This is a genomic window from Mesorhizobium sp. NPDC059025, assembly GCF_042739655.1.
In the GTDB taxonomy this organism is placed as follows: domain Bacteria; phylum Pseudomonadota; class Alphaproteobacteria; order Rhizobiales; family Rhizobiaceae; genus Mesorhizobium.
Genome location: NZ_JBHYIM010000003.1, coordinates 139,361 through 163,000, shown reverse-complemented (window position 1 = coordinate 163,000; position 23,640 = coordinate 139,361). Strand labels below are relative to the sequence as shown.

Annotated in this window: 24 protein-coding genes; 7 read left to right on the top strand and 17 right to left on the bottom strand. The window is 62.2% G+C overall.

All coding sequences use genetic code 11. From position 1 onward, the window contains the following. Positions 1-406 precede the first annotated feature (406 nt). Both ACFWYE_RS08795 and ACFWYE_RS08790 read left to right on the top strand, forming a co-directional pair. Positions 407-2,071, top strand: coding sequence for a Na/Pi cotransporter family protein (locus tag ACFWYE_RS08795; RefSeq protein WP_379110826.1), 1,665 nt, complete (start codon positions 407-409; stop codon positions 2,069-2,071). Positions 2,072-2,181: 110 nt separating this feature from the next. Further along, positions 2,182-3,369 carry an MFS transporter gene (locus ACFWYE_RS08790; RefSeq protein WP_379110825.1) on the top strand — a complete coding sequence of 396 codons (1,188 nt, stop codon included), beginning with the start codon at positions 2,182-2,184 and terminating at the stop codon, positions 3,367-3,369. 17 nt (positions 3,370-3,386) lie between these two features. Here ACFWYE_RS08790 and ACFWYE_RS08785 read toward each other — a convergent pair whose 3' ends face one another. The 5 genes from ACFWYE_RS08785 to ACFWYE_RS08765 all read right to left on the bottom strand — a co-directional run bounded on the left by ACFWYE_RS08785 (position 3,387) and on the right by ACFWYE_RS08765 (position 7,981). Next, complete coding sequence (locus tag ACFWYE_RS08785; protein ID WP_379110824.1) at positions 3,387-4,055, bottom strand: methyltransferase family protein; 669 nt, start codon at positions 4,053-4,055, stop codon at positions 3,387-3,389. Between the two features lie 128 nt (positions 4,056-4,183). After that, on the bottom strand, positions 4,184-5,623 hold the full coding sequence (locus ACFWYE_RS08780) for a TRAP transporter large permease (protein WP_379110823.1): 1,440 nt from the start codon (positions 5,621-5,623) through the stop codon (positions 4,184-4,186). Next, positions 5,620-6,123: a TRAP transporter small permease gene (locus tag ACFWYE_RS08775; protein ID WP_379067941.1), complete on the bottom strand. Its 504-nt coding sequence runs from the start codon at positions 6,121-6,123 to the stop codon at positions 5,620-5,622. The genes ACFWYE_RS08780 and ACFWYE_RS08775 overlap by 4 nt, the downstream gene beginning before the upstream one ends. 145 nt (positions 6,124-6,268) lie before the next feature. After that, positions 6,269-7,324, bottom strand: a complete 1,056-nt coding sequence (locus tag ACFWYE_RS08770) for a TRAP transporter substrate-binding protein (RefSeq protein WP_379110821.1) — start codon at positions 7,322-7,324, stop codon at positions 6,269-6,271. A gap of 186 nt (positions 7,325-7,510) precedes the next feature. Further along, entirely contained in the window at positions 7,511-7,981 is a 471-nt protein-coding gene (locus ACFWYE_RS08765; RefSeq protein WP_379110819.1) for a GNAT family N-acetyltransferase, read from the bottom strand. An 88-nt stretch (positions 7,982-8,069) separates the two neighbouring features. On the opposite strand from ACFWYE_RS08765, the gene ACFWYE_RS08760 reads away from it, so the two are divergent. After that, complete coding sequence (locus tag ACFWYE_RS08760; RefSeq protein ID WP_379110817.1) at positions 8,070-9,074, top strand: polysaccharide deacetylase family protein; 1,005 nt, start codon at positions 8,070-8,072, stop codon at positions 9,072-9,074. A 77-nt stretch (positions 9,075-9,151) separates the two neighbouring features. Here ACFWYE_RS08760 and ACFWYE_RS08755 read toward each other — a convergent pair whose 3' ends face one another. The 3 genes from ACFWYE_RS08755 to ACFWYE_RS08745 all read right to left on the bottom strand — a co-directional run bounded on the left by ACFWYE_RS08755 (position 9,152) and on the right by ACFWYE_RS08745 (position 11,363). Then, on the bottom strand, positions 9,152-10,390 hold the full coding sequence (locus tag ACFWYE_RS08755; RefSeq protein ID WP_379110815.1) for an RNA polymerase sigma factor: 1,239 nt from the start codon (positions 10,388-10,390) through the stop codon (positions 9,152-9,154). Beyond that, positions 10,391-10,765, bottom strand: coding sequence for a YciI family protein (locus ACFWYE_RS08750; protein WP_379067926.1), 375 nt, complete (start codon positions 10,763-10,765; stop codon positions 10,391-10,393). 145 nt (positions 10,766-10,910) lie between these two features. Continuing rightward, positions 10,911-11,363 (bottom strand): GatB/YqeY domain-containing protein, encoded by a 453-nt coding sequence (locus tag ACFWYE_RS08745; RefSeq protein WP_379067923.1) that lies wholly within the window; start codon positions 11,361-11,363, stop codon positions 10,911-10,913. A 238-nt stretch (positions 11,364-11,601) separates the two neighbouring features. Between ACFWYE_RS08745 and carA the strand changes: the two genes are divergently transcribed. After that, positions 11,602-12,804, top strand: coding sequence for a glutamine-hydrolyzing carbamoyl-phosphate synthase small subunit (gene carA / locus ACFWYE_RS08740; RefSeq protein WP_379110813.1), 1,203 nt, complete (start codon positions 11,602-11,604; stop codon positions 12,802-12,804). A 50-nt stretch (positions 12,805-12,854) separates the two neighbouring features. Here the strand turns inward: carA and ACFWYE_RS08735 are convergent, their stop codons facing one another. The 5 genes from ACFWYE_RS08735 to mntR all read right to left on the bottom strand — a co-directional run bounded on the left by ACFWYE_RS08735 (position 12,855) and on the right by mntR (position 18,037). Continuing rightward, the gene (locus ACFWYE_RS08735; RefSeq protein WP_379110811.1) at positions 12,855-14,123 is read right to left on the bottom strand and encodes a TCR/Tet family MFS transporter; all 1,269 of its coding nucleotides are present in this window, start codon (positions 14,121-14,123) and stop codon (positions 12,855-12,857) included. A 186-nt stretch (positions 14,124-14,309) separates the two neighbouring features. Beyond that, positions 14,310-15,227: an aldo/keto reductase family oxidoreductase gene (locus ACFWYE_RS08730; protein ID WP_379110809.1), complete on the bottom strand. Its 918-nt coding sequence runs from the start codon at positions 15,225-15,227 to the stop codon at positions 14,310-14,312. A 12-nt stretch (positions 15,228-15,239) separates the two neighbouring features. After that, the gene (locus ACFWYE_RS08725) at positions 15,240-16,175 is read right to left on the bottom strand and encodes a neutral zinc metallopeptidase (RefSeq protein ID WP_379067911.1); all 936 of its coding nucleotides are present in this window, start codon (positions 16,173-16,175) and stop codon (positions 15,240-15,242) included. Positions 16,176-16,292: 117 nt separating this feature from the next. Next, on the bottom strand, positions 16,293-17,498 hold the full coding sequence (locus tag ACFWYE_RS08720; protein WP_379110807.1) for an MFS transporter: 1,206 nt from the start codon (positions 17,496-17,498) through the stop codon (positions 16,293-16,295). 83 nt (positions 17,499-17,581) lie between these two features. After that, entirely contained in the window at positions 17,582-18,037 is a 456-nt protein-coding gene (mntR, locus tag ACFWYE_RS08715) for a manganese-binding transcriptional regulator MntR (RefSeq protein WP_379067905.1), read from the bottom strand. 280 nt (positions 18,038-18,317) lie between these two features. On the opposite strand from mntR, the gene ACFWYE_RS08710 reads away from it, so the two are divergent. After that, positions 18,318-19,685, top strand: a complete 1,368-nt coding sequence (locus tag ACFWYE_RS08710) for an Nramp family divalent metal transporter (protein WP_379067903.1) — start codon at positions 18,318-18,320, stop codon at positions 19,683-19,685. Positions 19,686-19,778: 93 nt separating this feature from the next. Next, complete coding sequence (locus tag ACFWYE_RS08705) at positions 19,779-20,645, top strand: protein-L-isoaspartate O-methyltransferase (protein ID WP_379110805.1); 867 nt, start codon at positions 19,779-19,781, stop codon at positions 20,643-20,645. 2 nt (positions 20,646-20,647) lie between these two features. On the opposite strand, the gene ACFWYE_RS08700 is transcribed toward ACFWYE_RS08705, so the two are convergent. Beyond that, a complete protein-coding gene (locus ACFWYE_RS08700) occupies positions 20,648-21,823 on the bottom strand; it encodes an MFS transporter (protein ID WP_379110804.1) in 1,176 nt (391 codons plus the stop codon). A gap of 234 nt (positions 21,824-22,057) precedes the next feature. Here ACFWYE_RS08700 and ACFWYE_RS08695 point away from each other — a divergent pair, with 234 nt between their 5' ends. Continuing rightward, positions 22,058-22,411, top strand: coding sequence for an ArsR/SmtB family transcription factor (locus tag ACFWYE_RS08695; RefSeq protein WP_379110802.1), 354 nt, complete (start codon positions 22,058-22,060; stop codon positions 22,409-22,411). A gap of 185 nt (positions 22,412-22,596) precedes the next feature. On the opposite strand, the gene ACFWYE_RS08690 is transcribed toward ACFWYE_RS08695, so the two are convergent. From ACFWYE_RS08690 to ACFWYE_RS08680, 3 genes are all read right to left on the bottom strand, one after another. After that, entirely contained in the window at positions 22,597-22,866 is a 270-nt protein-coding gene (locus ACFWYE_RS08690) for a hypothetical protein (protein WP_379067893.1), read from the bottom strand. 46 nt (positions 22,867-22,912) lie between these two features. Beyond that, positions 22,913-23,110: a hypothetical protein gene (locus tag ACFWYE_RS08685; protein WP_379067890.1), complete on the bottom strand. Its 198-nt coding sequence runs from the start codon at positions 23,108-23,110 to the stop codon at positions 22,913-22,915. Between the two features lie 94 nt (positions 23,111-23,204). After that, positions 23,205-23,639 (bottom strand): hypothetical protein, encoded by a 435-nt coding sequence (locus ACFWYE_RS08680; protein WP_379110801.1) that lies wholly within the window; start codon positions 23,637-23,639, stop codon positions 23,205-23,207. Between the last annotated feature and the right edge of the window lies 1 nt (position 23,640).

Sequence of the window (23,640 nt, the reverse complement as noted above, 5' to 3'; positions counted from 1 at the left end):
ATAGAGTTCACAACATGAACCAAAACTGAATGGCAGCATTACAATTTTGTAATGAACACTGATGGTTAGAAGACTTTCCGAACCTTCCCCGAAGAATAATCCTGTCTCTTTGACCCAGCGCTTTGCAACAGCTGACCCGTCCATGCGTTTCATATCGGCCAACGACACGGCATGGCCGTCCATGTCCAAATCCGACACCGGCCGCCGCTCGTCGAAGCACGGCGACATCAACAGCAAATTATTATCCGGCTAATGTAAGAATCGGCTCTTTTGCCCTATATGTAGCTTTCATGATGAACTCTGTTTCAAATCAGGCCGACGCCAGTTTGGCTCCACCGGCCAAGCGTCCAGCCGCAAATCCTGACGGATTGCGGCATGCCGTGCGCTGCGTATCGAGGCTGCGTCCATGAGCGGCTCGGTCGTGCTCCTGCATCTGGCCGGTGCCGTGGCGCTGATGCTGTTTGCCACCCGGATGGTGAAGACCGGTGTCGAGCGCGCCTATGGCGATGTGTTGCGGTTGAAGCTGCGCGGCACCATGAAGAACCCGCTGCTGGCGGTGCTGACGGGAACCGCGCTGGCGATCGCACTGCAGAGTTCGACGGCTGTCACGCTGCTGGTCGGCTCCTTTGCCGGTGCCGGCATTGTCTCCGGCATGGCCGGACAGCTCGCGGTGCGCGGCGCCGAAATCGGCTCGGCGCTGGTCGTCAAGCTGCTCACCTTCGATCTGACGCTGATCGTGCCGATCTGCCTGATCACCGGCACGATCATGTTCATGGCCACCGAACGGCGCGACTGGCGCCAGATCGGCCGCATCCTCATAGGCGTCGGCCTTCTCCTCCTGTCGCTGGAGATGATCGGCCAGGCCTCCGAGCCGCTGCGCGAGAGCCAGTTGCTGCCCGTCATCATCGACTATTTCAAGGGCGACCCCGTTACCGCCTATCTTCTGGCGGCGCTTGCCACCTGGTTGTTCCAGTCGAGCATCGCCGCAGTGCTCCTGATGACCACGCTGGCCGGGCGCGGTTTCATCCCGTCGGATCTCGGTATTGTCCTGGTCCTGGGCGTCAATCTCGGCTCATCGATCATAGCACCCCTGCTAACCCGCAACGCCGAGCCGGCCGTGCGTGTCGTGCCGCTTGGCAACCTTCTGATGCGCGGGCTCGGCTCGCTGCTGATGCTGACCTTGTTCCTTGCCTTCAAGCCACCGGTGACGTTCCTCGGCAGCACCGGGCCGGACCAGATCGTCAACGCGCATATCCTGTTCAACGTCATCGTCCTGCTGGCAGGCCTGCCTTTGGCCGGGCTCGTCTACAGGGCTTCCCAGAAGATCGTGGCAATGGGCGTCAAGGAAACTCCCGCCGACGCTTTCCAGGTCACCGAACTGTCGGCACTCAATGAAGCGGCGCTCAACGTGCCGTCGCAGGCGCTCGGCAACGCCACCCGCGAAGTCGTGCGCGTTTGCGAAACCGTCGAGATCATGCTGAAGCGCGTCATCGACCTCTATGAACAGGCCGACGAAGACAAGATCAAGGCGCTCGCAGCCCTCGACGACCGGGTCGACCAGAAGCACGCCGCCATAAAGCTCTACCTCGCCAAGGTGACCAAGAACTCGCTCACCGAGGACGAGGCCTTGCGTTGCCAGGAACTGATCGGTGCCTGCGTCAAGCTCGAACAGGTTGGCGACATCATCGTGCGCAATATGCTGCCCCTGGTGCGCAAGAAGATGGAGCGCGGACTGGAATTCACGCCCGAGGGCTGGCGGGAACTCACCGCCTTCCACGCTTCGGTGCTTGCCAACGCAAGGCTGGCCTTCAACGTGCTGGTTTCCAGCGACGCCGAGACCGCTCGTCAGATCGTTGAGGAAAAGGACCGGTTGCGCGACCATGAGAAGCAGACCAGCCAGGCGCATTTCCTGCGTTTGCGCGATGGCTCGCCCAACAGCATCGAAACCAGCAGCATCCATCTCGACACCATTCGCGACTTGAAACAGATCAACTCGCTGCTCGCCTCCATCGCCTATCCGGTGCTGGAGAAGCGTGGCCTGCTCAGCGATTCCCGCCTGCGCGCCAGCTGACCGCAACGGATGGCTATCCAGAAAAACTAAACCGTGGTCCACGATTTCTGGATTGCCTGACAGACGCGATCGTGTTCTGAGGCCGTTTCATAGGCCTTTTGAGCAATATGATGCCGCTTCCCCTGATTGCCCTTTTCCTTGCCGCTTTTGCTTTCGGCACGACCGAGTTCGTCATCGCCGGCGTGCTGCCACAGGTGGCGGAAGGTCTGAGTGTCTCCATTCCGAGCGCCGGCTACCTCGTTTCCGGCTATGCACTCGGCATCGCCATCGGTGGTCCGCTGCTGACACTCGCCACGTCAAGGGTCTCGCGCAAGACGTTGCTGATCGCCCTTGCCATCGCCTTCACCATCGGCCAGGTCGCCTGCGCCGTGGCGCCCGATTTCCTGTCGATGCTGGCGCTGCGCGTTGCAGTCGCGGTCGCGCATGGCGCCTATTTCGGCGTCGCCATGGTGGTTGCCGTCGGCCTGGTTCGCCCCGAACAGCGCGGCATGGCGATCGCGCTGGTCCTGTCCGGCCTGACCGTTTCCAACATCATCGGCGTACCGGTCGGCACCGCGATCGGCAATCTCTGGGGCTGGCGCGCCACTTTCTGGGTGATGAGCCTGCTGGGTGTCGCCTCCCTGCTGGCCATGGCGGTTCTCCTCCCCCGCGCCACCGGAGCCTCCGCGAGACCGGCCGGGCTGGCGCATGAAGTGCGGGCTCTGGGCCGCCAGCAGGTATGGACCTCGCTCATCCTGATGTTGATGCTGATGATGGGCCAGATGACGCTCTACACCTACATCACCCCATTTCTCGAGGAAGTCACAGGGCTGACCAAGGCGCAGGTGCCGTGGGTTCTCCTGCTCAACGGCGTCGGCGCCACGATCGGCGTTTTCGTCGGCGGGCGATTGGCGGACTGGAAGCTGATGCCGTCACTCATCACCATGTTCGCGCTGCAGGCGGTGATGCTGACAATTGTCTATCTGGTCAGTCCTTACCCGCTGCCGATGGTCGTGGCGATCACTCTGTGGGGAGCACTCAACTTCTCCATCGGTGCTCCGATCCAGGCCCGTATCCTGTCCTGGACAGCCGACGCCTCCAACCTTGCCTCGTCGCTGATCCCGTCAGGCTTCAACATCGGCATTGCGCTCGCCTCTTCAGTCGGTGCCATGGTCCTCAGCGCCGGCTACGGCTATCGCATCCTGCCGGTGCTCGGCATCGTCGCCATGGTCGTGGCGTTTGCCGTAGCGGTCATCTCCTACGCCGCCGAGCGCCGCAGCGGCCTGCGGCCACCCATGCCGGCGAGTGCAGCTGAGTAATCCCGAAAGCGTGCGCCCTACCAGAGATAGGGGATCAGCCGATAGCGCACGCGTTGGCTGTAGTCGCCATAGTCGACGAACTGACGCCGCAGCGCCTTTTCCTCGTTCACGGAACGCCATGCCAAAGCAACGGTGAGCACCAGAGAACCCCAGAGACCGCTCCACGAACCGAGCAGCAGCGGCATGCCGAAGAACAGAAGCAGCGCGCTCGAATACATCGGGTGGCGCACCAGCGCGTAGGGTCCGGTGTCGATCACCGTCTGGCCTTCCTGGATCTTCACCACGGGTGCAGCGAAGGTGTTCTCGTTGAAGGTCCAGAAGCAACCTGCGTAATTCGCGAGAATCAGAAGGCCGCCGGTGATCTGGAGCCACATGGGCACGGCCATGAAGTTCGACCGTGCCGCATCCCACGGCATGAACGCGAACCACGCAAAGAAGGCGAGCGTGAACAGCGACAGCCAGATCTTGTCCCAGCCCTCCTGGTCCTTCTGGATCGGCGACGCCATCCGTTCCCGCAGCAATTGCGGGCTGCGGCGTGACAGCCAGGCAATCATCGCAATGCCACCGCCACCAAACAGGATGATCATCGTCCATCCGGCTGGATAGGCGAGCGTGCCGGCGGCGAGAAAGGTGATCCCCGCCATGAACAGCATCCAGACAATCAATTGCAGATAATAGCGGATCATGGCCGCCTCGCTTCGACGTGCAGAGATATTCGGCCGCCTCATGGCCCGCGTCAATTTCGCTGGCAGCGCTGCAATGGACTTCATGCTGCGATCAATAAGCGCCGCCCTCGCAACAAGGCTGCTTGAGCTTAGTTCAGCACACGCACCAGCCACAGCGAGAGCACTGGCAACGCCGTCAGCAGCGCCAGCCTGATCACGTCGGCGATGACGAAGGGCATCACTCCGCGATAGGTGCGGGTTATCGGCACATCGCCGGCGATCTTGTTGATGATGAAGACATTGAGACCGATCGGCGGGGCGGCGAGCCCGATGCCGACCACCACCAGCACGAGGATGCCGAACCAGATCGCCACATCCTCCGCGCTCATGCCGAAATCCAGCGCCAGCACGATCGGCACGAAGACCGGCAGGGTAAGCAGGATCATCGCCAGTTCGTCCATGACCGCGCCCAGCACGATATAGACCAGCAGCATGCCGACCAGCACCGCATAGGGAGCCATGCCGGAATTGCCGATCATCTCGGCAACGGTGGAAGGCATGCGCGTCAGTGCCAGGAAAGCACCGAACACTTCCGCGCCAAGCAGGATCAGGAAGATCATGCCCGAGGTCTCGGCCGTCTGCAGCAGCGCCTCGCGCATGTTGCCGACATCGAGCTTGCGCTGCGTGAGCCCGAAGACAAGCATGACGATGACACCGACCGCCGCTCCCTCGGTCGGGGTGAAGACACCGCCATATATGCCGCCCACGACGATGACCGCGACGGCAGCAGCGGGCACCAGCGCGAAATCGGCTACCAGCAGCACCAGCCCGATGATCGCCGCCAGCACCGCGACTGTTATGCTGACCAGCCCGAAGAACCCCGCGCCGATGGCAGCCAATGCAACCAGGCCACCCGCCGGGCGCGCCCACGCCGGTTGTGGCAGGCGTTCGACCTCGCGCTCGACCGGCGGGGCCAATTCCGGCCGCCGCCGCACGACGACGGCAATCGCGATGCAGTAGAAGGCAGCAGCCAGCAAGCCGGGAATGAGCGCCGCCTGGAACAGCTTGGCGATGTTCTGCTCGGCGGTGATGGCATAAATGACCAGGATGACCGAGGGCGGGATGAGGATGCCCAGCGTGCCGCCTGCCGCAATCGTGCCCGTGGCGAGCCCGAGGTCGACTTTGGCTCGTCGCAGTTCCGGCATCGCCGCGCGCCCGAATGTCGCGGTGGTCGCAACCGAGGAACCGCAGATGGCGCCAAAACCGGTACAGGCAAGGATGACCGCCATCGGCAGACCGCCGCGTGTCTTGCCCAGCCGCCGCTCCGCTGCCTGGAACAGCGTCGCGGCCATGCCGGAACGCTCGGCCAGCGCCCCCATCAGGATGAACAGCGGAATGACCGAAAGCGTATAGGAGGCGAACTGCCGATAGGTATTGGTCTGCAGGTAGTAGAACAGCGCATTCCAGCCGGAGAGATAGGCATAGCCCCCTGCCCCGACCACCAGCATGGCAAGCGCGATCGGCATGCGGATGGCGATCAACACCAGCATCGCCGCGAAACCGAGAAGGGCAAGTTCGACGCCGCTCACGTACGGCCTCCGAACTTCAGCACGGCAACCGCCAATGCACCAAGAAAGGCCACTGCAGCAAGGACCGCACAAACGGCATAGACCGGCCAGATCGGCCAGGAAATCTGAACCATGGTTTCATTGTACTGGAAGGACTCCTGTGCGCCGGAAACCAGCCCCCAGGCGAAAAAGCCGAGGAAGGCGGCGAGCACGAGATCCCAAACCGCATCGATCCTGGCATTCACCCTGGCCGGGAGGCGCTGCGTGAAAGTATCGACCGCTATGTGGCCGTTTCGCATCTGCGTGTAGGGCAGGAAGGCGAAGACTGCTACACCGATGCCGATCTCGACAAATTCATAGTCGGCCGGGATCGGCTTGCTGAACAGCCAGCGACCGACCACACTTGTGGTAACGAGCCCTGCGACGATCAGGATCAGCAGGCCGCCTGCAATCGCCACGGCGGCCGCTATCTTTTCAGCGACAAGGGCGAAGCGCCCCGGCGATCCCGATTGCGCCTCCATCAGACCTCCCTCATGCGGATCAATGCAAAGGCGCAGCCGACCACGCCAGAGCAATTCCGGAAAAAGTGTGCAACGGTGTTCCGTCCGGAATTGCGCAACAAAGAACCAGAGCGTTTCCGCGTTTCCGTGAAAGACGCTCCAGACATCAAGCCGCGCTGTATTTGGTGATCAGCGTCTTGGCCTGTTCAAGCAGCGCAGCACCATCGAGACCCTTGCCCTTCATATCCTCGACCCATTTGTCGCGGACGGGCTTCGTCGCCTCGACCCAGCGGGCTTTCTCCTCTTCGCTGATCTCGGAAACAGTATTCTTGCCGCTGGCCTTCACCTTCTCGGCCACTTGCGTGCCGACATCGTCCCACATCCTGCCGGCCAGCTTGGCAAAGGTCATGCCTGAGTTCTTGTCGAGCACCGCCTTCAGATCGTCCGGCAACCCGGCATAACGATCCTTGTTCATGGCCAGGAAGAAGGTCGCGGTGTAGAGCGTCGGCGTGCCCGGAACCGAGGTGTGGTAGCGGGTCAGTTCGTCAACCTTGATCGAAGGCACGACTTCCCACGGGATCACGGCGCCATCGATCACCTTCTGCGCCAAGGCTTCCGGCGTCTGCGGAACGGGCATCGACACCGAGACCGCGCCGAGCGCCGAAAGCGCCTCGCCGGCCAGCCTGGTCGGGTTCCGCAGCTTGAGGCCCGCAAGATCCTCCATCTTGGCGATCGGTTTGTTGGTGTGGATCAGGCCCTGGTCATGCGCCCAGAACGACAGCAGTTTGACGTCTGCAGTCTCCTTGGCCAGGTTGGCTTCGCCATATTCCTGTGCCGCCGGCGCATTGGCTGTGGCCTTCGACGCCGCGACAAAGGGCAGTTCGAACACTTCGGTCGACGGGAAACGTCCAGGCGTATTGCCAGGCAATGTCCAGACGATATCGACGACGCCGTTGCGCGCCTGGTCATAAAGCTGCGGCGGCTTGCCGCCGAGCTGCATGGCTGGATAGATCTCGATCTTCAGCTTGTCGCCGCTGTCGGCGGCCACCTGCTTCGCCCATGGCTCCAGCAATTTGGAATGCACGTTGGATACGGGCGGCAGGAAGTGATGCAGCTTGAGCGTCACGGTGTCCTGCGCGCGGGCACTCGTACTGCCGAGCAGCGTCGGCGCCGCCAGAAGCGAAGCGGAACCCTGCATGAATTTACGACGCGAAATGGCCATTCCCATCCTCCCTGGAACAGTCGATAGTTAACGCGTTATCTACAATGCGGAACTTGTAGGCTGTGCCGGGCCTTGTCAAGCAAATGCCAGCCAGAAATTTCACAATATGAAATTGGTAGCGTCCTTCATCGCAGAAGCCAATGCCGTGAAGAGCGGTGAACGATCCACCTTCACCGAGTTGTGTCATCATCCATGCAGGCGCAGTTCCATGACCAATGCCTTGCCGAGCAAGGTTTCCGTCTCACCAAGCAACTCAAAACCGCAGCGGTGATAGAACCCCTCCGCTTCCAGCGCGGCGACGACCTTAAGCAGTACGGCACCTGAACGCCCGGCACGCCGTCTTGCTTCCTCGACCAACGCCCTGCCGACGCCGTGTCCTGCCATTTCCGGCTCGACGAAGAGACCATCAAGTTCTGATTCCCCGCCTACGACCGGCAGCATGATGGCGAAACCCACCACCTTGCCGTCGATCTCCGCCACGATACCGCCGCCGTCGGAAAGATGCTCTGCGGGCAGATGCACGATGCTTCTATTCTCGAGCAGGGCATCGCGATAGGCCGGATGAACCAATGAGGCCCGCCATTGCAGTTCCTCGAGGGAGCGACGCTCGGCTGGATAAGCGTCGCGTAGAACGATGGAGGCTGTTTTCTCTTCCACGACGGTGCCTTTTGATCCTCTGCGCAATGCAGACGCAATGAACATGCCCGAACAAGACGCCAGATGACCACAGTGCCTTGAAGCGAAAATGACCCAGATCAGAAAGACCATTGCCCAAGGCAGGCTTGCCGCAGTGGCCACAGTCCTCACGGGCCTTGCACTGTTTTCCCAATGTGGTCCGGTCGGGTTGCAGGCCGCTGAATCGACCGCGGCGCGAACCGTTGCGATCACCTTTGACGACCTGCCGCATGTGAACGCGGCCGATCCGGAAGCACCGGTGCCGCTGACGCTCGATGCCGTTCGACAAGTGAACCGCGACATTCTCGGCGTGCTGAAGTCACATGCCGTGCCAGCAACCGGCTTCGTCGTCGAAAAGCGCGTGGAGCAGCTTGGCCCGCTCGGCAAGGATGTTCTGAAGGACTGGGGCGACGCCGGGCTCGGCCTCGGCAACCACACCTATTCCCACGCCGACAGCAACGGGCTGGACATCGATGCCATCGAAAAGGAAATCGTCGACGGCGAACGCAGCATCGGCCCATACCTGTTCCGGTCGGCGATTGCGAAGCCACGTTTCCTGCGCTTGCCCTACAACCATGTTGGCAACACGCCAGAGAAGCAGCTGGCGATCGCGACCGTGGCCGCGAAACACGGCTACACCCTTGCCGCTTCCACCATCGACACGTCCGACTACCTTTTCGACCGCGCCTATGAAAAGGCCGTCGCTGCGAAAGATGCGGCCAAGGCCGAGCGGATCACTGCCGCCTATCTCGAGCACACCAGGGAGCAGATCGCCTATTATGCAGATCTCAATCGTCAGGTCCTGGGACATGAACCGCCGGCTATCATGCTTTTGCATGTGAACAGCCTGAATGCCGTTACCCTCGACCGTATCCTGATCCTGTTCGAAGAGGCCGGATATCGCTTCACCACGCTGGAAGCGGCCCAGGCCGATCCCGTCTATCAGAAGCCGCTGACGGCTGCGACCAAGTTTGGTCCGATGTGGGGTTACCGGTGGGCGAGGCAATACGACGTCAAGGTCAACGGCAGCGCCGAGAAGGAGCCGCCCGACTGGGTCGTGCAATACGGTCGCTAGAGAGTTTCCGTTTCTTACGGAAACGCGGAAACACTGTTTGTTTTACGGAATTCCGGACGAAAAGCCGTGGAATTGCGCTAGCCGCTATCGATCTCGGCCAGCCGCGCCTCCAGGAAACGGCGCTCGGCCGGTTGCCGCGCCAATTCCAGCGCATGCATGTAGGAACTGCGGGCGGCCCCGGTCTGCCCAAGCCTGCGCAGCATGTCTGCGCGGGCCGCATGCGCCAGATGATAGTCGTCGAGAGCGCCCGTGCTCAGCACCGCTTCCACCGCCGTCAGTCCTGTCGTCGGCCCATCGCGCATGCCGATGGCCACGGCACGATTGAGCGACACGACCGGCGAAGGGTCGACACGCAGCAGCGTGTCATAGAGGCCAACGATCTGCGTCCAGTCGGTGTCGTCGATGCTGGCAGCTCCCGCATGAACGGACGCGATCGCCGCCTGCAGCAGATAAGGCCCCACGTGCCGCATGGCGAAGCCACGTTCGATAAGGCCAAGGGCTTCCGCGATCAGTTCCCTGCTCCACCGTGAACGGTCCTGGTTCTCCAGCAGCACAAGGTCGCCCGCGGCATCGACGCGTGCTGCCCGCCTGGATTCATGCAACAGCATCAGCGCCAGCAGACCAAGCGCCTCCGGTTCCTCCAGCAGCCCCACCACCAGCCGTCCAAGCCTTATCGCCTCTGCACCCAGGTCGGCCCGGGTCAGTTCCGGTCCGTCGGTGGCGGCATAGCCTTCGTTGAAGACGAGGTAGATCACCTTCAGCACGCTTTCGATGCGGGCCGGCAATTCGGCGCGGTCGGGCACTTCATAGGGGATCGCCTCGTCGCGGATCTTCGCCTTCGCTCGCACGATGCGCTGCGCGATCGTCGGTGCCGGCGCCAGATAGGCGCGGGCAATTTCTTCCGTGGTCAGCCCGGCGACCTCGCGCAATGTCAGCGCGATGCGCGCGTCCGGTGCCAGCGCGGGGTGGCAGCAGGTGAAGATCAGCCTCAGTTCATCGTCGTGGATTGTCTCCGGCAACACAGTTTCGACAGTCGTGTCGGCCAGGGCGGTCAGAGCCGGTACGGCGGCGGCGAGCCTGGCCTGGCGACGCCAGCGATCAACGGTCTTGAAGCGGCCGGTCGAAACCAGCCAGGAGTAAGGATTGGCCGGCACGCCATCGACTGGCCAGCGCTGCGTGGCGGCGGCAAAGGCCTCATGCAAGGCCTCTTCCGCCGCCTCGAATCCGCCGAGCAACCGGATCAGCGTTGCCAGCACGCGCCGCTTTTCGGTGCGGTAAACCGCCTCGACGGCAGCGCGTGCCTCGGCTTCGGTCACTCAGAGATCGGCCAGTGTGGGAGGCGGCGTCGAGAAATCCACCGCAGGCCGCACTTCGATCGAGCCGATGCGGGCCAGCGGGTGGGTGCTGGCAACCCGCGCCGCTTCGTTGAGGTCGTGGGCATCGATGACGATGATGCCGCCCAGCATCTCGCGGGTTTCCATGAAGGGTCCATCGGTGGACGACATCTTGCCGTCGCGCACCTGGACTGTCATGGCGCTGCTTGGCAATTCGAGCGCCTCGCCGGCGACGAAATGGCCGCTTTCCTTAAGCTTCTCATCGTGGTTGGCGCATTCAGCGAGCGCGGCGTTGGATTCGGCGCTGCCGTCGAACAGCTTTCTTGCATCATAGTAGATCAGGCAGATATAGCGCACGGGTCATCTCCTTGCGGTGCGTTGTTGACGCCCCTTGTCGAATGGCTCGACATGGATTCGACATCGCTCGAAAAAAATCTCGGAAAAACTTCCAATCCCAGGGAAGGCGGCCGAACCGTCGCCTTCCCTGCCCTGCTCGGCTCTTCTAACCCAGCAGGCCCTTCACCACGCCGCTGGCCTTGCCGAAATCCATCTGCCCGGCGAATTTTTCGCGCAACGCAGCCATGACCTTGCCCATGTCCTTGACTCCGGCCGAGCCTGTCTCGGCGATGACGGCGCGGATCGCGGCTTCGGTCTCGGCGGCATCCATCTGCTTGGGCAGGAAATCGCGAATGATGTCGATCTCGGCACGTTCATTGGCGGCTAGCTCCGGCCGGCCGCCATCCTCGAAAGCCTTGGCCGATTCCTCGCGCTGCTTCACCATCTTGGCGAGGATCTGCAGGATTTCATCGTCGCTGGCGGCGTCCTTGGCATTGCCTCGGTTGGCAATGTCGCGGTCCTTGATCGCCGACTGGATCAGCCGCAGCGTGGTGAGCCGCGGCTTGTCGCCCGCCTTCATGGCTGCCTTGACCTCTTCGGTGACCTTATCGCGCATCATCCTGCTCCTTGGTTTTGACCTGATAAATGGCATTTCGGTCGAAATCACAAGCTCGCGTCACAAATCCTGCCTCCTCATGCCCGCAACGATTGACCGTGCCCGCCCCTTCACTTAAGGGAGGGCCTTGCAACCAAACTGGTTACATGGATTGGCGCGGGCAAAGCTGCCCGGCGCTTTTTGGCGCGCAGTCTGTGACCGGAACGGTTGCCATTTGTTCGCCTCTTGATGGAGAGCCGCCATGGCCGCCACTGCCCCCTGGACCACCGAAACGCCGACAGCCCTGCTGGTGCTGGCCGATGGCACGGTCATCGAAGGGCGTGGCCTAGGCGCTTCGGGTTCAGCCGTCGCCGAAGTCTGCTTCAACACTGCGCTCACCGGCTACGAGGAAATCCTCACCGACCCATCCTATGCCGGCCAGATCGTCACCTTCACCTTTCCCCATATCGGCAATGTCGGCACCAATGACGAAGACATCGAGGACCTCAACCCGGCCGCGCGTGCCGGCGCCGTCGGCGCCATTTTCAAGGCCGATGTCACCGACCCGTCCAGCTTCCGTGCCGCCGGCCATCTCGACCAGTGGCTGAAGCGTCGCGGTATCGTCGCTTTGTCCGGCATCGACACGCGCGCGCTCACCGCGCTGATCCGCGAGAAGGGCATGCCCAATGCCGTCATAGCGCATGCTCCCGACGGCAAGTTCGACATCGACGATCTGAAGCGCCGCGCCGCCGCGTGGTCCGGCCTCGTCGGTCTCGACCTCGCGAAGGAGGTAACATCCGGGCAGTCCTCGGTCTGGAAGGAAATGCCCTGGGCCTGGAACGAAGGCTATGGTGAACAGGCAGAACCCACCATGCACGTGGTGGCAATCGACTACGGCGTGAAGCGTAACATCCTGCGCCTGCTCGCGGGCCTTGGCGCAAAGGTCACCGTGGTGCCGGCCAAGACGGGCGCCGATGAGATCCTGGCCCTGAAGCCGGACGGCATCTTCCTGTCAAACGGCCCCGGCGATCCGGCTGCCACAGGCGAGTATGCCGTCCCGGTCATCAAGGACCTGCTCAAGACCGATATCCCGGTGTTCGGCATCTGCCTCGGCCACCAGATGCTGGCGCTGGCGCTCGGCGGCAAGACCGAGAAGATGCACCAGGGCCATCACGGTGCCAACCATCCGGTCAAGGATCACACCACCGGCAAGGTCGAGATCGTGTCGATGAACCACGGCTTCGCGGTCGATTCCAAATCGCTTCCGGAAGGCGTCGATGAGACCCACATTTCGTTGTTCGACGGCTCGAACTGCGGCATCACGCTGAAAGGCCGTCCGGTTTTCTCAGTGCAACACCATCCTGAAGCCTCCCCAGGCCCACAGGATTCGCACTATCTGTTCCGCCGCTTCGCCAACCTGATCCGTGCGAGGAAGGGCGAACCGGCACTGGCCGAGCGGGGCTGACGTTTCCAATTCGGTAAATGAAAAAGGCGGCCCTGGCCGCCTTCTTCATGTCAATGACCGCCGGCCGCGCCCTCCTGCGCATGCATCTGCTCGACCTCCCTCGGCGTCGGTTTCGCTACCTTGGTGACAAACACAAGTACCGACATGGCCAGGAAAAACGCGGCCAGCAGGTAGGGAGCGCCGCCGAACAAAACGGGTGCGTTGGGCCCGGTGAACCACGAGAAGATCGCTGTGTAGAGCAACGGCGTGATGATGGAGGTGATCGAGAAGATCGAGGTCATCGCTCCCTGCAATTCGCCCTGCGCCGAAGGCGGCACCTTGGCTGCGGCGAGACTGCGTAGCGGCGGGTCCGCGAGCGCCTCCAGGCAGCCCGCCACGATGACGGCGTAGATCATCCAGCCCTGCATGGCGAAAGCATAGCCAACGGCACTGGCCGCGGTGAACGTCAACCCGATCGCTGCCGTGCGCCATTCGCCGAGCGCGGGAATGACACGTGGCAGGACCGTTGCCATGATGATGGCGCCACACAGGCCGAAGGCGCCAAGCGAGAAGCCGATCTGTTGTTCGCTCCAGCCGTAGCGATAGGTGGAAACGAACGACCACACCGCCGGATAGACCATGTGGCCGAGCGTCATCAGGAAAAACACCAGCCCGATCCAGCCAATGCCTTCATAGTTGCGCATCTGCATGAGCGTGCCGACCGGGTTGGCACGCTTCCACTCGAAGCGGCGGCGATGTTTCTTGTCCAGCGTTTCGGGCAACAGGAAGTACCCGATGATAAAATTGAGCAGCGCAAGGCCGGCCGCAAAATAGAACGGCACGCGCGGCCCGAATGTGCCGAGCAGGCCGCCGAGCACAGGGCCGATGACGAAGCCGACGCCGAAGGCGATGCCGAGCAAACCGAAATTCTTGGCTCGGTTCTCGTCGGTCGAGATATCGGCGATGAAGGCCGAAGTGGTCGAATAACTGGCTCCGGAGATGCCTGCAAGCACCCGCCCGATGAACAGCATCGGGTAGGACCAGGCGATGGCGCAGATCAGATTGTCGATAGAGAAGGTCAGCACCGAGGCAAGCAACACGGGACGACGGCCGAAGCGGTCGCTGAGGCCGCCGATGATCGGCGCGAATACGAACTGCATGGCGGCGTAGACAAAGAACAGCCACCCGCCTTCGATGGCTGCCTCGCTGACGCTGACACCGGTCAGTTCCTGCAGATAGGCCGGCAGCACCGGCATGATGATGCCGAAACCGATGATATCGAGCAAAAGCGTGGTGAAGACGAGGATCAGGCCCCGTCTGGCGGTCTTGGCTTCCAACATGGTGGCTCTTCCCTCGTCCGCCGGTCTGCAGCGGACGGTTCTTATAGGCGAAGCTTGCCATAGGAACAATGAAAGAACGACCGCCTGGATTTTCTCCTGACAGCAGCCGTCAGGACAGGGCCGGTTTTGCGAGGCAATCTGTCGAACACTGGTCGATCGGCTGACAGACGCTTCATTGCTGCCAAACTATGGCACCGGCCTGCCCTCGCTGGCTTCCAGGATCGCGAACCAGTGCTGGCGGTCGAGCTCGATGTCGAGTGCCTTGGCCAGTTGGGCGAGCCGCTCCGGTTTCATCGTGCCCAATACCGGGATCAGTCTTGCCGGGTGGCGCAACAGCCAGGCGATCGCGACCGCCGAGATGTCGCCTGTGCCATACGCATCCGCTGCCCTGGCCAGCGCCTTCCGCACCCGTTCCTCACGCTCGCCCTCGCCGGTGAACAGTGCCCCGCCACCAAGCGGCGACCAGATCATCGACGCATAGCTTAGCCGCTGCGCATGGTCGAGCCGCCCATCATAGAGCGCGGACGTTTCCAGAACGGAATGCTCGATCTGATTGGTGACGACCGGAAACGGCAGCCGCGAGGCAAGCAGATCGATCTGCGAGGGCGTGAAGTTGGACACACCCACCGCCCGCACCTTGCCCGAGCGCACCATGTTTTCCAGGCCCCGTGCCGTTTCGTCGGCATGCATCAGCGGGTCCGGTCGATGCAGAAGCAGGAGATCCAGATAGTCGGTGCCGAGATTGGCAAGCGATCGCTCCACCGACGCCGCGATATGCGCTGCGCTGGTGTTGTAGTGCGTGATCCAGTTGTCCGGACGGCTCTGCGAGACCAGCATGATATCGCATTTGGTGATGAGCTGGATGTTCTCGCGCCTGCCCTTCCAGGCGGCGAGGCCAGCACCGAAGGCTGCCTCGACGCCGTGATCGCCATAGATGTCGGCATGGTCGAAACTGGTCAGACCAAGATCGACGGCCGTGCCGACAAGGCGCGCCACGGCCAGTGCATCGGGGCGCTCCGGCGCGTCGAGCAGCCGCCATGCCCCGAAAACCAGCCGCGACAGCGAAAGCTGCGCGTCAAGCGCGATGCGCTTCTCGGTCGCCACGCCGGACAGCCGTCAGATCGGGTTGTTGAAGGTATCGCAGGACGACAGCTTGCCCGAATCGAAGCCAGCCTTGAACCAACGCTGGCGCTGCGCCGAGGTGCCGTGGTTGAAGCTTTCCGGCACGACATAGCCCTGCATCTTCTTCTGCAGCGTGTCGTCGCCGATCTGCTTGGCCGCGTTCAGCGCTTCTTCCAGATCGCCCTGCTCCAGAATACCCTTCTGTGCAGTGAAGCGGCCCCAGACCCCGGCGAAGCAGTCGGCCTGCAGTTCGACCCGCATCGACATCTGGTTGGCGTCGGCCTCGCTCATGCGCTGCCGCATCTGGTTGAACTTGGGCAGGACGCCGGTGAGGTTCTGCACATGGTGACCGACTTCGTGCGCGATCACATAGGCCTCGGCGAAATCGCCCGAGGCACCGAACTGCCGCGACAGCTGGTCGAAGAAGGCCGTGTCCAGATAGACCTTGTGATCGCTCGGGCAGTAGAACGGCCCTGATGCGGAACTGGCAAAACCGCAGGCAGAGCGGATCTGGCCGGAGAACAGCACCAGCTTCGGCTGTTCATAAGTCAGGCCATTGGCCTGAAAGATACCAGTCCAGACGTCTTCCGTTTCGGCAAGGATTGTCGCGACGAACTGCTTCATCTCGTCATTGGCCTGCGCACTATTCTGGCTCGGCTGGCCGGACTGGCTGATCTGCGTGTCGTCGCCGGGCAGTAACCCGCCGCCACCGCCGCCCAAGACCTGCATCGGATCGATGCCGAGGAACTTCAGCCCGAAATAGAGCACCACCAGGATGATGATGGTCGACAGCCCGCCACCGCCGGCGCGGCCACCGATAGGGATGCGGAACTGGCCGGGACCGCCACCGAGACCACCCGGCAAACCACCACCGCCATCGGTGCGGTTGTCCTCGATGTTGTCACTCTGCCGGCGACCCTTCCAGAGCATGGCAACTCCTCGCATAATTCGCTTCGGCCGCAAGGCCGAACGATAGCAGTGTTATCGCAACGGTTGCGGCAAGTCACAGGATTTTTCGTTCCGCGAGCATGCCCGCCGGACTGCAAATCAGCACCGACCAATCACCAAGGGTGCCGGACGTCGCTTGCTGAGCAAGACCAGGATTGCCCATGCCAGCGCCGAGCATACGGCCGTCAATGCGAGCACCGCGTTGCCGTTGAAGTGGCTGAGAAGCGCCGCCAGGATCGGTGGAGATGACGCTGAAAGCAGATTGAGCGGCAGCGCGATGCGTGATGCCGCCCGTGCGTAATCCGCCTTGTCGTAGAAGGCCAGCGGAATGGTCGCGCGTGCCACCGCAAGCGCGCCGCTGGCAAGACCATAGACGATGATGAAGACAAGGACACTTGCATAGCCGTTGCCGCCAAGGATCAGCAGCATCAGCGCCAGCGGCAGAGCTGCGCCGGCAACAATGGCGGTGGTAATTCCGTCCCAGCGCCCACCGCCCAGGAAGTCGAGGCCGCGCGCCGCCACCTGGACGATGCCCAGCATCGATGCCAGGCCCACCGCTTCCGTCAACGGAAGCCCCCGCGCCTTGAGGAGCTCTATCAGGACGGCCGACAGGCCGTAGGTGACGAAGGCATTCAACGCGATCGCCGACGCGATCAGGTAGAAAGTTCGGCCTCCGACAGCAGTACGCCCGCGGCCTGACGCCGTCGGCGCCAAGGCAAGGTGTGCGGGAGGTCGAGCCGGAAGGCCGAGCCCGTACAGCGGCAGGCAGACGAACACCATGACACAGGCGAAGATAAGGCAGCTCGAACGCCAGCCGAGGTGCTCGACCAGAAACGCCGTCAGCGGCCAGAAGATACTGCTGGACAAGCCGGTCATGAGCATCAGGGCGCTGATCGCGCCTTTGGCTTCCCGGCCGAGCACTTCGTTGAGATAGATGTAGGCTGCTGTCGACAGCATCCCGGCTCCCGCTATGCCAAGGATCGCCCAGGCAGCGAAATAGGAAACCGGCCCTTGCGAAACGGCAAGCAGGCCAAAGCCCGGCGCAGCAAGCATCGAGCCCGAAATCATCACCTTGCGCGCGCCGCAGCGCGTGAAAACAGGAGCAAGCGCGGGTCCACAAAGTCCCATCGACGCGTACAGCACCGAGGTCCCGGCAAAAATGGTCGGCAAACTCAGCTGAAGTTCGGCGGCTATTTTCGAGCCGGTCACCGCCAGCAATCCGACAGTGCCCCAGCCGGCTATCTGTGCGATCGCCAGTACAGCAAGGAGCCGAATGTTGTGTCCTGGGAGGCGAAAGAAAGGCATGGGGCAATTTCGACGATCAAGCCCCTCGCTTAGCCGCCTTCGATTTCAGATCGATGACGGCCGCGGCCATCGGTGGAAACGATCTACAGGCCCTTTGCCATGGCACGCTGGATTGCTTCCAGCGTTTCCGCGCTGACATGGTGCTCGATGCCTTCCGCATCGATGCGCGCGGTTTCGGCGCTGACGCCGAGCGCGCGCAGGAAAGCTTCCACCGTCTGGTGGCGGATACGGCTTTCGTCGGCCACCTTGCGCCCGGCTTCCGTCAGGAACACGCCACGATAGGGCTTCCGCGACACCAGCCCGTCGGCGCAAAGCCTGGTCAGCATCTTGGCGACCGTCGGCTGGGCCACACCGAGCCGGGCAGCAATATCGACCTGGCGCGCCTCGTTGCCATCCTCGATCAGGTCGGCAATCAACTCGACATAGTCCTCCACCAGCGCGCTGCGGCGTGCTTCGCGGGTATGCCGGAATCCTTCCGAATGCACTTCGGCATCCGGCAGCGGCTCATCGCGCGGGACGGATCTCGGTCTCGACGCCAATCGTTTCTCCTCGATGTTTTGCTGCCGGTTTGATCCGGCCTTTCGCATTTATAGCACAGGCTCTGATTTTTCAGGACCTTTTATGTTTTCGGCTCCCAAGGCCGGGAACCCCGTAGTTCCGGTGCGCGGCAGGCGATTCAATCGGGTACATTACATCGCCTTTAGGCGAAAACCGGCGTGCAATCAAAAAGCCGAGACAATGAAATATAGCATATTGCATAATGTTGAGCAGCGGCATAGATTCAGGGTGTAAACCCTCCAGACTCCAGCAGGACTTCGCATGCAAGACGCGGGCGCCACCGAAACGATGCCTTCCCAACGGGCCTTCTTCCGGCCGATGGGCGATGGGCGACCGAGCCTCCCGGAAGTCAATTCCTCCATCGCCGTCCCCACAACCGGCACATGGTTCCGGCGTCTGTTTGCCTTCATGGGACCGGGCTACATGGTCTCGGTCGGTTATATGGACCCCGGCAACTGGGCGACCGATCTCGCCGGCGGCGCGCAATTCGGCTACACGCTGCTCTTCGTCATCATGCTGTCCAACCTGATGGCGATCCTCCTGCAGGCACTGGCCGCCCGCCTCGGCATCGCCACCAGCCGCGATCTCGCCCAGGCCTGTCGCGCTTACTACCCAAAGCCGGTCGCCTACGCCCTGTGGGTGGCCTGCGAACTCGCCATCATCGCCTGTGACCTTGCCGAAGTGATCGGCACGGCCATCGCCCTCAATCTTCTGTTCGGCATCCCGCTCATTGGCGGCGCGCTGATTACCGCGCTCGACGCCTTCCTGGTGCTTCTTTTGATGAACAAGGGCTTCCGCTATCTCGAAGCCTTCGTTGTCGCCTTGCTCATCATCATCTTCGGTTGCTTTGCCATCCAGATCTTTGCGGCAGCGCCCGAGCCCGGCTCGATCCTGCATGGCCTGTTCGTGCCGTCGTCCGAGATCGTCACCAACCCGGCCATGCTCTACATCGCCATGGGCATCATCGGCGCGACGGTGATGCCGCATAACCTCTACCTGCACTCATCGATCGTGCAGACCCGTGCCTATCCACGCACGGAGTCCGGCAAGCGCGACGCCATCAAGTGGGCGACGCTGGACTCCACCATCGCGCTGATGCTGGCACTGTTCGTCAACGCCGCCATCCTCATCGTTTCGGCCGTTGCGTTCCACGGCAGTGGCAACCAGAATGTCGCCGAGATCGGCCAGGCCTACGAACTTCTGTCGCCGCTGCTTGGCCTCGGCATTGCCTCGACACTGTTCGCCATTGCGCTGCTCGCCTCGGGTCTCAACTCGACGGTGACGGCGACACTGGCCGGCCAGATCGTGATGGAGGGTTTCCTGCACCTTCGCATCCCGCACTGGGCACGTCGGCTGCTCACCCGCGGTCTCGCCATCATCCCGGTCGTGTTCGTCACCGCGCTGTATGGTGAAAAGGGCACGGCCGAACTCCTGGTGCTCAGCCAGGTGATCCTGTCGATGCAGCTTCCCTTTGCCGTGGTCCCTCTGGTCCAATTCGTATCGGACCGCAACAAGATGGGTTCATTTGCGATCTCCAGATGGGTCGCAGTGCTGGCCTGGATCGTCGCCGCGCTCATCCTCTCGCTCAACTTCAAGCTGCTCTACGACATCTTCACTGGCGTCGCTTGAGGCGGCAGCGGATACGCCGACTTCAAAAAATAGGCTATGCTTGCGGCGGTGCGGATATCGTGTCCACACCGCCGCAAGGTTTTCAAAAGACCCATGACCAGTGTCGCCGAAGCCCGTTGCTTCTATGCCCGGCTGCTTGCCGCGAATGCCGGCGCGCAGGATCCGCGCCTGGAAGAGGCCCTTGCCACCGTCCCACGCGAGGATTTTCTCGGTCCAGGTCCCTGGACGGTGATCGTCATTCCCTGGACATCCGGCCGTCGTGCCATCGAAACACCGAGCGCCGATCCGGTCCATCTCTACCAGAACCATCTTGTGGCGCTGGACCGCGACAAGGGCATCAACAACGGCGAACCGTTGCTGCACACCATGTGGATGACAAAGATAGCGCCGAAGCCTGGCGAGCACATTACCCATATCGGCGCCGGCACCGGCTACTACAGCGCGATCCTGTCCAGGCTCGTGGCTCCCGGCGGCAAGGTGACAGCCTATGAGTATGAGGCGCATCTCGCCGCCCGTGCAACCGCCAATCTCACGGCCTATGATCATGTGAGCGTGGTACACGGCGACGCCGTGCATGCCGAACTGCAACCGTCGGACGTCATCTATGTCAATGCCGGCGCCATTGCTCCGCCCGCTTCCTGGCTGCAGGCGTTGAAACCCGGAGGACGGCTTGTCTTTCCCTGGCGCCCGGCGGAAAAGATCGGCCTTGCCGTCATGGTGACGCGACAAGAAAAAGGTTTTGCCTGCCAGCCCTTCATGCGTTCGTGGTTCATCCCTTGCGTCGGTGCCTCAGCCCTTGGACCGGACGGTGCGTCCATCAAGATACCGACTTCAGATGAGGCAAGACACAGCCGTTCCGTCTTCATCACGAAAGACAGCGCTCCCGACGCAACCGCCACCGCCATCTTCGGCGATGTCTGGTTCTCGTCGAAGAGCCCTGATGGCCGACGGCCTGTCTGAGCCTATTCGGCAGGCATCGCCGTCGGCCTTGCGACGCGCAGGCTGAGCAGCAGCAAGACGAGCCCGACGAACGGGAACAGGGCCGCGGCGATACCGAGATCGACCGTGCTGCCATATTGCAGCACTACGCCACCGACCACCGCTCCCAGCGCGACGCCGAGATAAAGCGCCGATGCATTGAGCGAGAGCACGATCGGCGCGGCATCCGGCGCCAGCTTCACGATGCGGCTGGCCTGCGCCGGCGGGAAAGCCCAGCCGATCAGGCCCCAGGCAGCGATCAGCGCAAACAGCGCAGGCCCCGCGAGCGGACGCGGCAGGACCGGGACGGCCGAGATCAGCGCCAGAACGATGGTGACCAGCCCGAACGACCACGCAACGGTGCGCGTGGCACCAAAGCGATCCGCCATCTGCCCGCCTGTGATGTTGCCGAGAACCGCACCGATGCCAAAGGCAAGCAGCAGGCCCGGCAAGGCGAGTTCGTTTAGACCTGCCCCTTCGATTGCGAGCGGTGCGATGTAGGAGAAGACCGTGAAGGCACCGGTCAGGATCAGCAGGGTCTGGACAAGGATCGGCAGAATGCCAGGGCGCAGTGCCGCGCGCAACCGCTCACTGAGTGGCAGCCGGGTACCAACCAGCCCGCGCGGCAGGCGCCAGGCCAGGACAAGCCCCGCCAGCGTTCCAAGCGCCGCCACCGCAAAGAAGGTGCCGCGCCAGCCGGCGAAGGTTCCCAAAAGCGCCCCGAGCGGTGCTCCCACCGCCACCGCCACGGTCGTGCCGCCGACCACCACGGAGATGGCGCGCGCACGGTGATGCGCGTCGACCAGCGCGACTGCCGTTGCCTGGGCGGTGGCGGCAAAGAGACCCGACGCCAGCGCCATGACGATGCGCGCTGCAAGCAGCACCGCGAAGGAAGACGAAAGTCCGGCCACGATGTTGCCGAGCACGAAGAAAGCCAGCGTCCACAGAATGATGCGGCGACGATCCCAGTCGCCAGTCAGTGTCGCCAGCACCGGCGCACCGACGGCATAGGCCAGCGCGAAAGCGGTGATCAGAACCCCCGCCACAGGCACCGAGATGCCGGCATCTGCTGCGATCTCCGGCAGCAGGGCGGAAATGACAAAGCCCTCGGTCGAAATGGTGAACGAGCCGAGCGCGAGCCAGTAGAGGCGCTTGTCCATGGGATGTCCTTAGTTCAAATATTATTGAACAATTGAACCTGCCCTGGCGATTTGTCAATCGTCCGCAACGAGGCCTTTGTTCAAAAAACATTGAATATTTGAACAAGGCTTGGCGGTTTTTCAATTCCATGGCACAACACTCCTGCCAGCATCATGTCAGCGGACCGTCCAGGCGCGCGGTTTGCCGGCGCATTGAATCAGGCCGAAAACGGCCCTACCTTTGAGCGCATGTCGATGACCCTGCCCCACCCGACCCCCGATCAGATCAGCCTGCCGCTGGTGCTTTCCGTGCTGGGTGATCCGACAAGGCTGGCCATCGTCGCCCACCTCGCCCGCCGCGAAGGCGGCAAGGGGCGGATGAGCTGCAGCCGCTTCCTGGCGTTGGGATCGAAGACCAATCTCAGCTACCATCTGGCCAAGCTGCGCGAAGCGGGCGTCACCCGCACCGAAGCGGTCGGCACGCAGCGCTTTCTCACGCTGCGCCGGGACGATCTCGACCAGCGCTTCCCCGGCCTGCTCGACAGCATCGTTGCCGGGGCCGAACACGCGGGGCTCCCCACGCTCGAAGACACGCTCGAAGTGGCATAGGTCCGTCGGCCATGGCAACGGAATCGACACGGTCCGAGACCCTGTTGGACCGTGACCGATGCCGAGCAATAAACTCGATCGCCCGTGCACAACACAAGAGGTCCCGTCAGCGCAAGATTCGGTATCCTCTATGGCATCGCGTCTGACCTTGTCCGTTTAGCGCGAAGCCTGCGCGTATTGGATTGTCAGGACGAAAGGTTGATCTCCTCAACCTCGGGAGCGATGGGAAACGGATTGACCGAGTAAGAATTGGACGTCAGGCCGCTGCCGGTGCGGATGATGATGCGTTCTTCCTTGAACCGCTCGAAAGTGGCGCGGGAAATGCGCATGGATTTGCCCTTTGCATCGGCCGCTGCGACTTTGTTCGACCAGGGGAAATGGGTGATGGTCGCGACACGCTTCAGGAAGCGTTTTTCCTTGTCGCTCAGCTCGATCGAAATACCCGCTCCACCCATATCGCGACAATACGAACAAGCGGGAATTTGTCCAGCCGGACACGTCCTACCTGGCAACAGCCAGCACGATGGCAATCACCACAAGCAGCGGGCCCATCCACTTGAAATGTCCGATGAGATGTTCCAACCACCCCGGCTGCCCGGGATTGGCCTGAATGGGAAAAGCAAGCAGCCCAAATCCTACGCCGGACATCCAGAGCCCCGCGCAGAACATGATGAACTGATCAATGTAGTCGGCGATCATCTTTGCACCCCTGCTCTCCGTCAAACGATCGGAGCGGGACAGCCGCGGAAGCTTTCGACAGGCTCGTCCTGTCGCGTCACGTGTGTCACCGCCCTCACGCAGACTGCGTAAGAAGTTCCTTCAACCGCGCTCTTTCGTCATCATTCAGTTTCTCCACACAAGACACAAAGAGTGCATCACCCAGCTGGTTTCCGGCGGCTTTGCTTCGTGCGGCCCAATAGCTGGCCATAACGGGGTCGCGTTCCACGACAATACCCAAATCATAGGATACAGCCACCATCGCCGCCGCCCCTGAGTGTCCCTGATCCGCCGCAGCGCGGAACCAGCGATAAGCCGATTCCGGATCTCGCTTTATTCCCAAGCCCTCATGGTAGGCGGTGGCCAGCATCGTTTGCGCGACAGCGTCTCCTTGTTCCGCCTGAGAAACGAGTTCGGGCGTAAAGCGAAAGGGTTCATCGGCTTCGTCTATGGGTGGCGAAGCCCGCAACCATGAGATCAGCTTGCCTATACTTGCCAGTAACTTGAACATC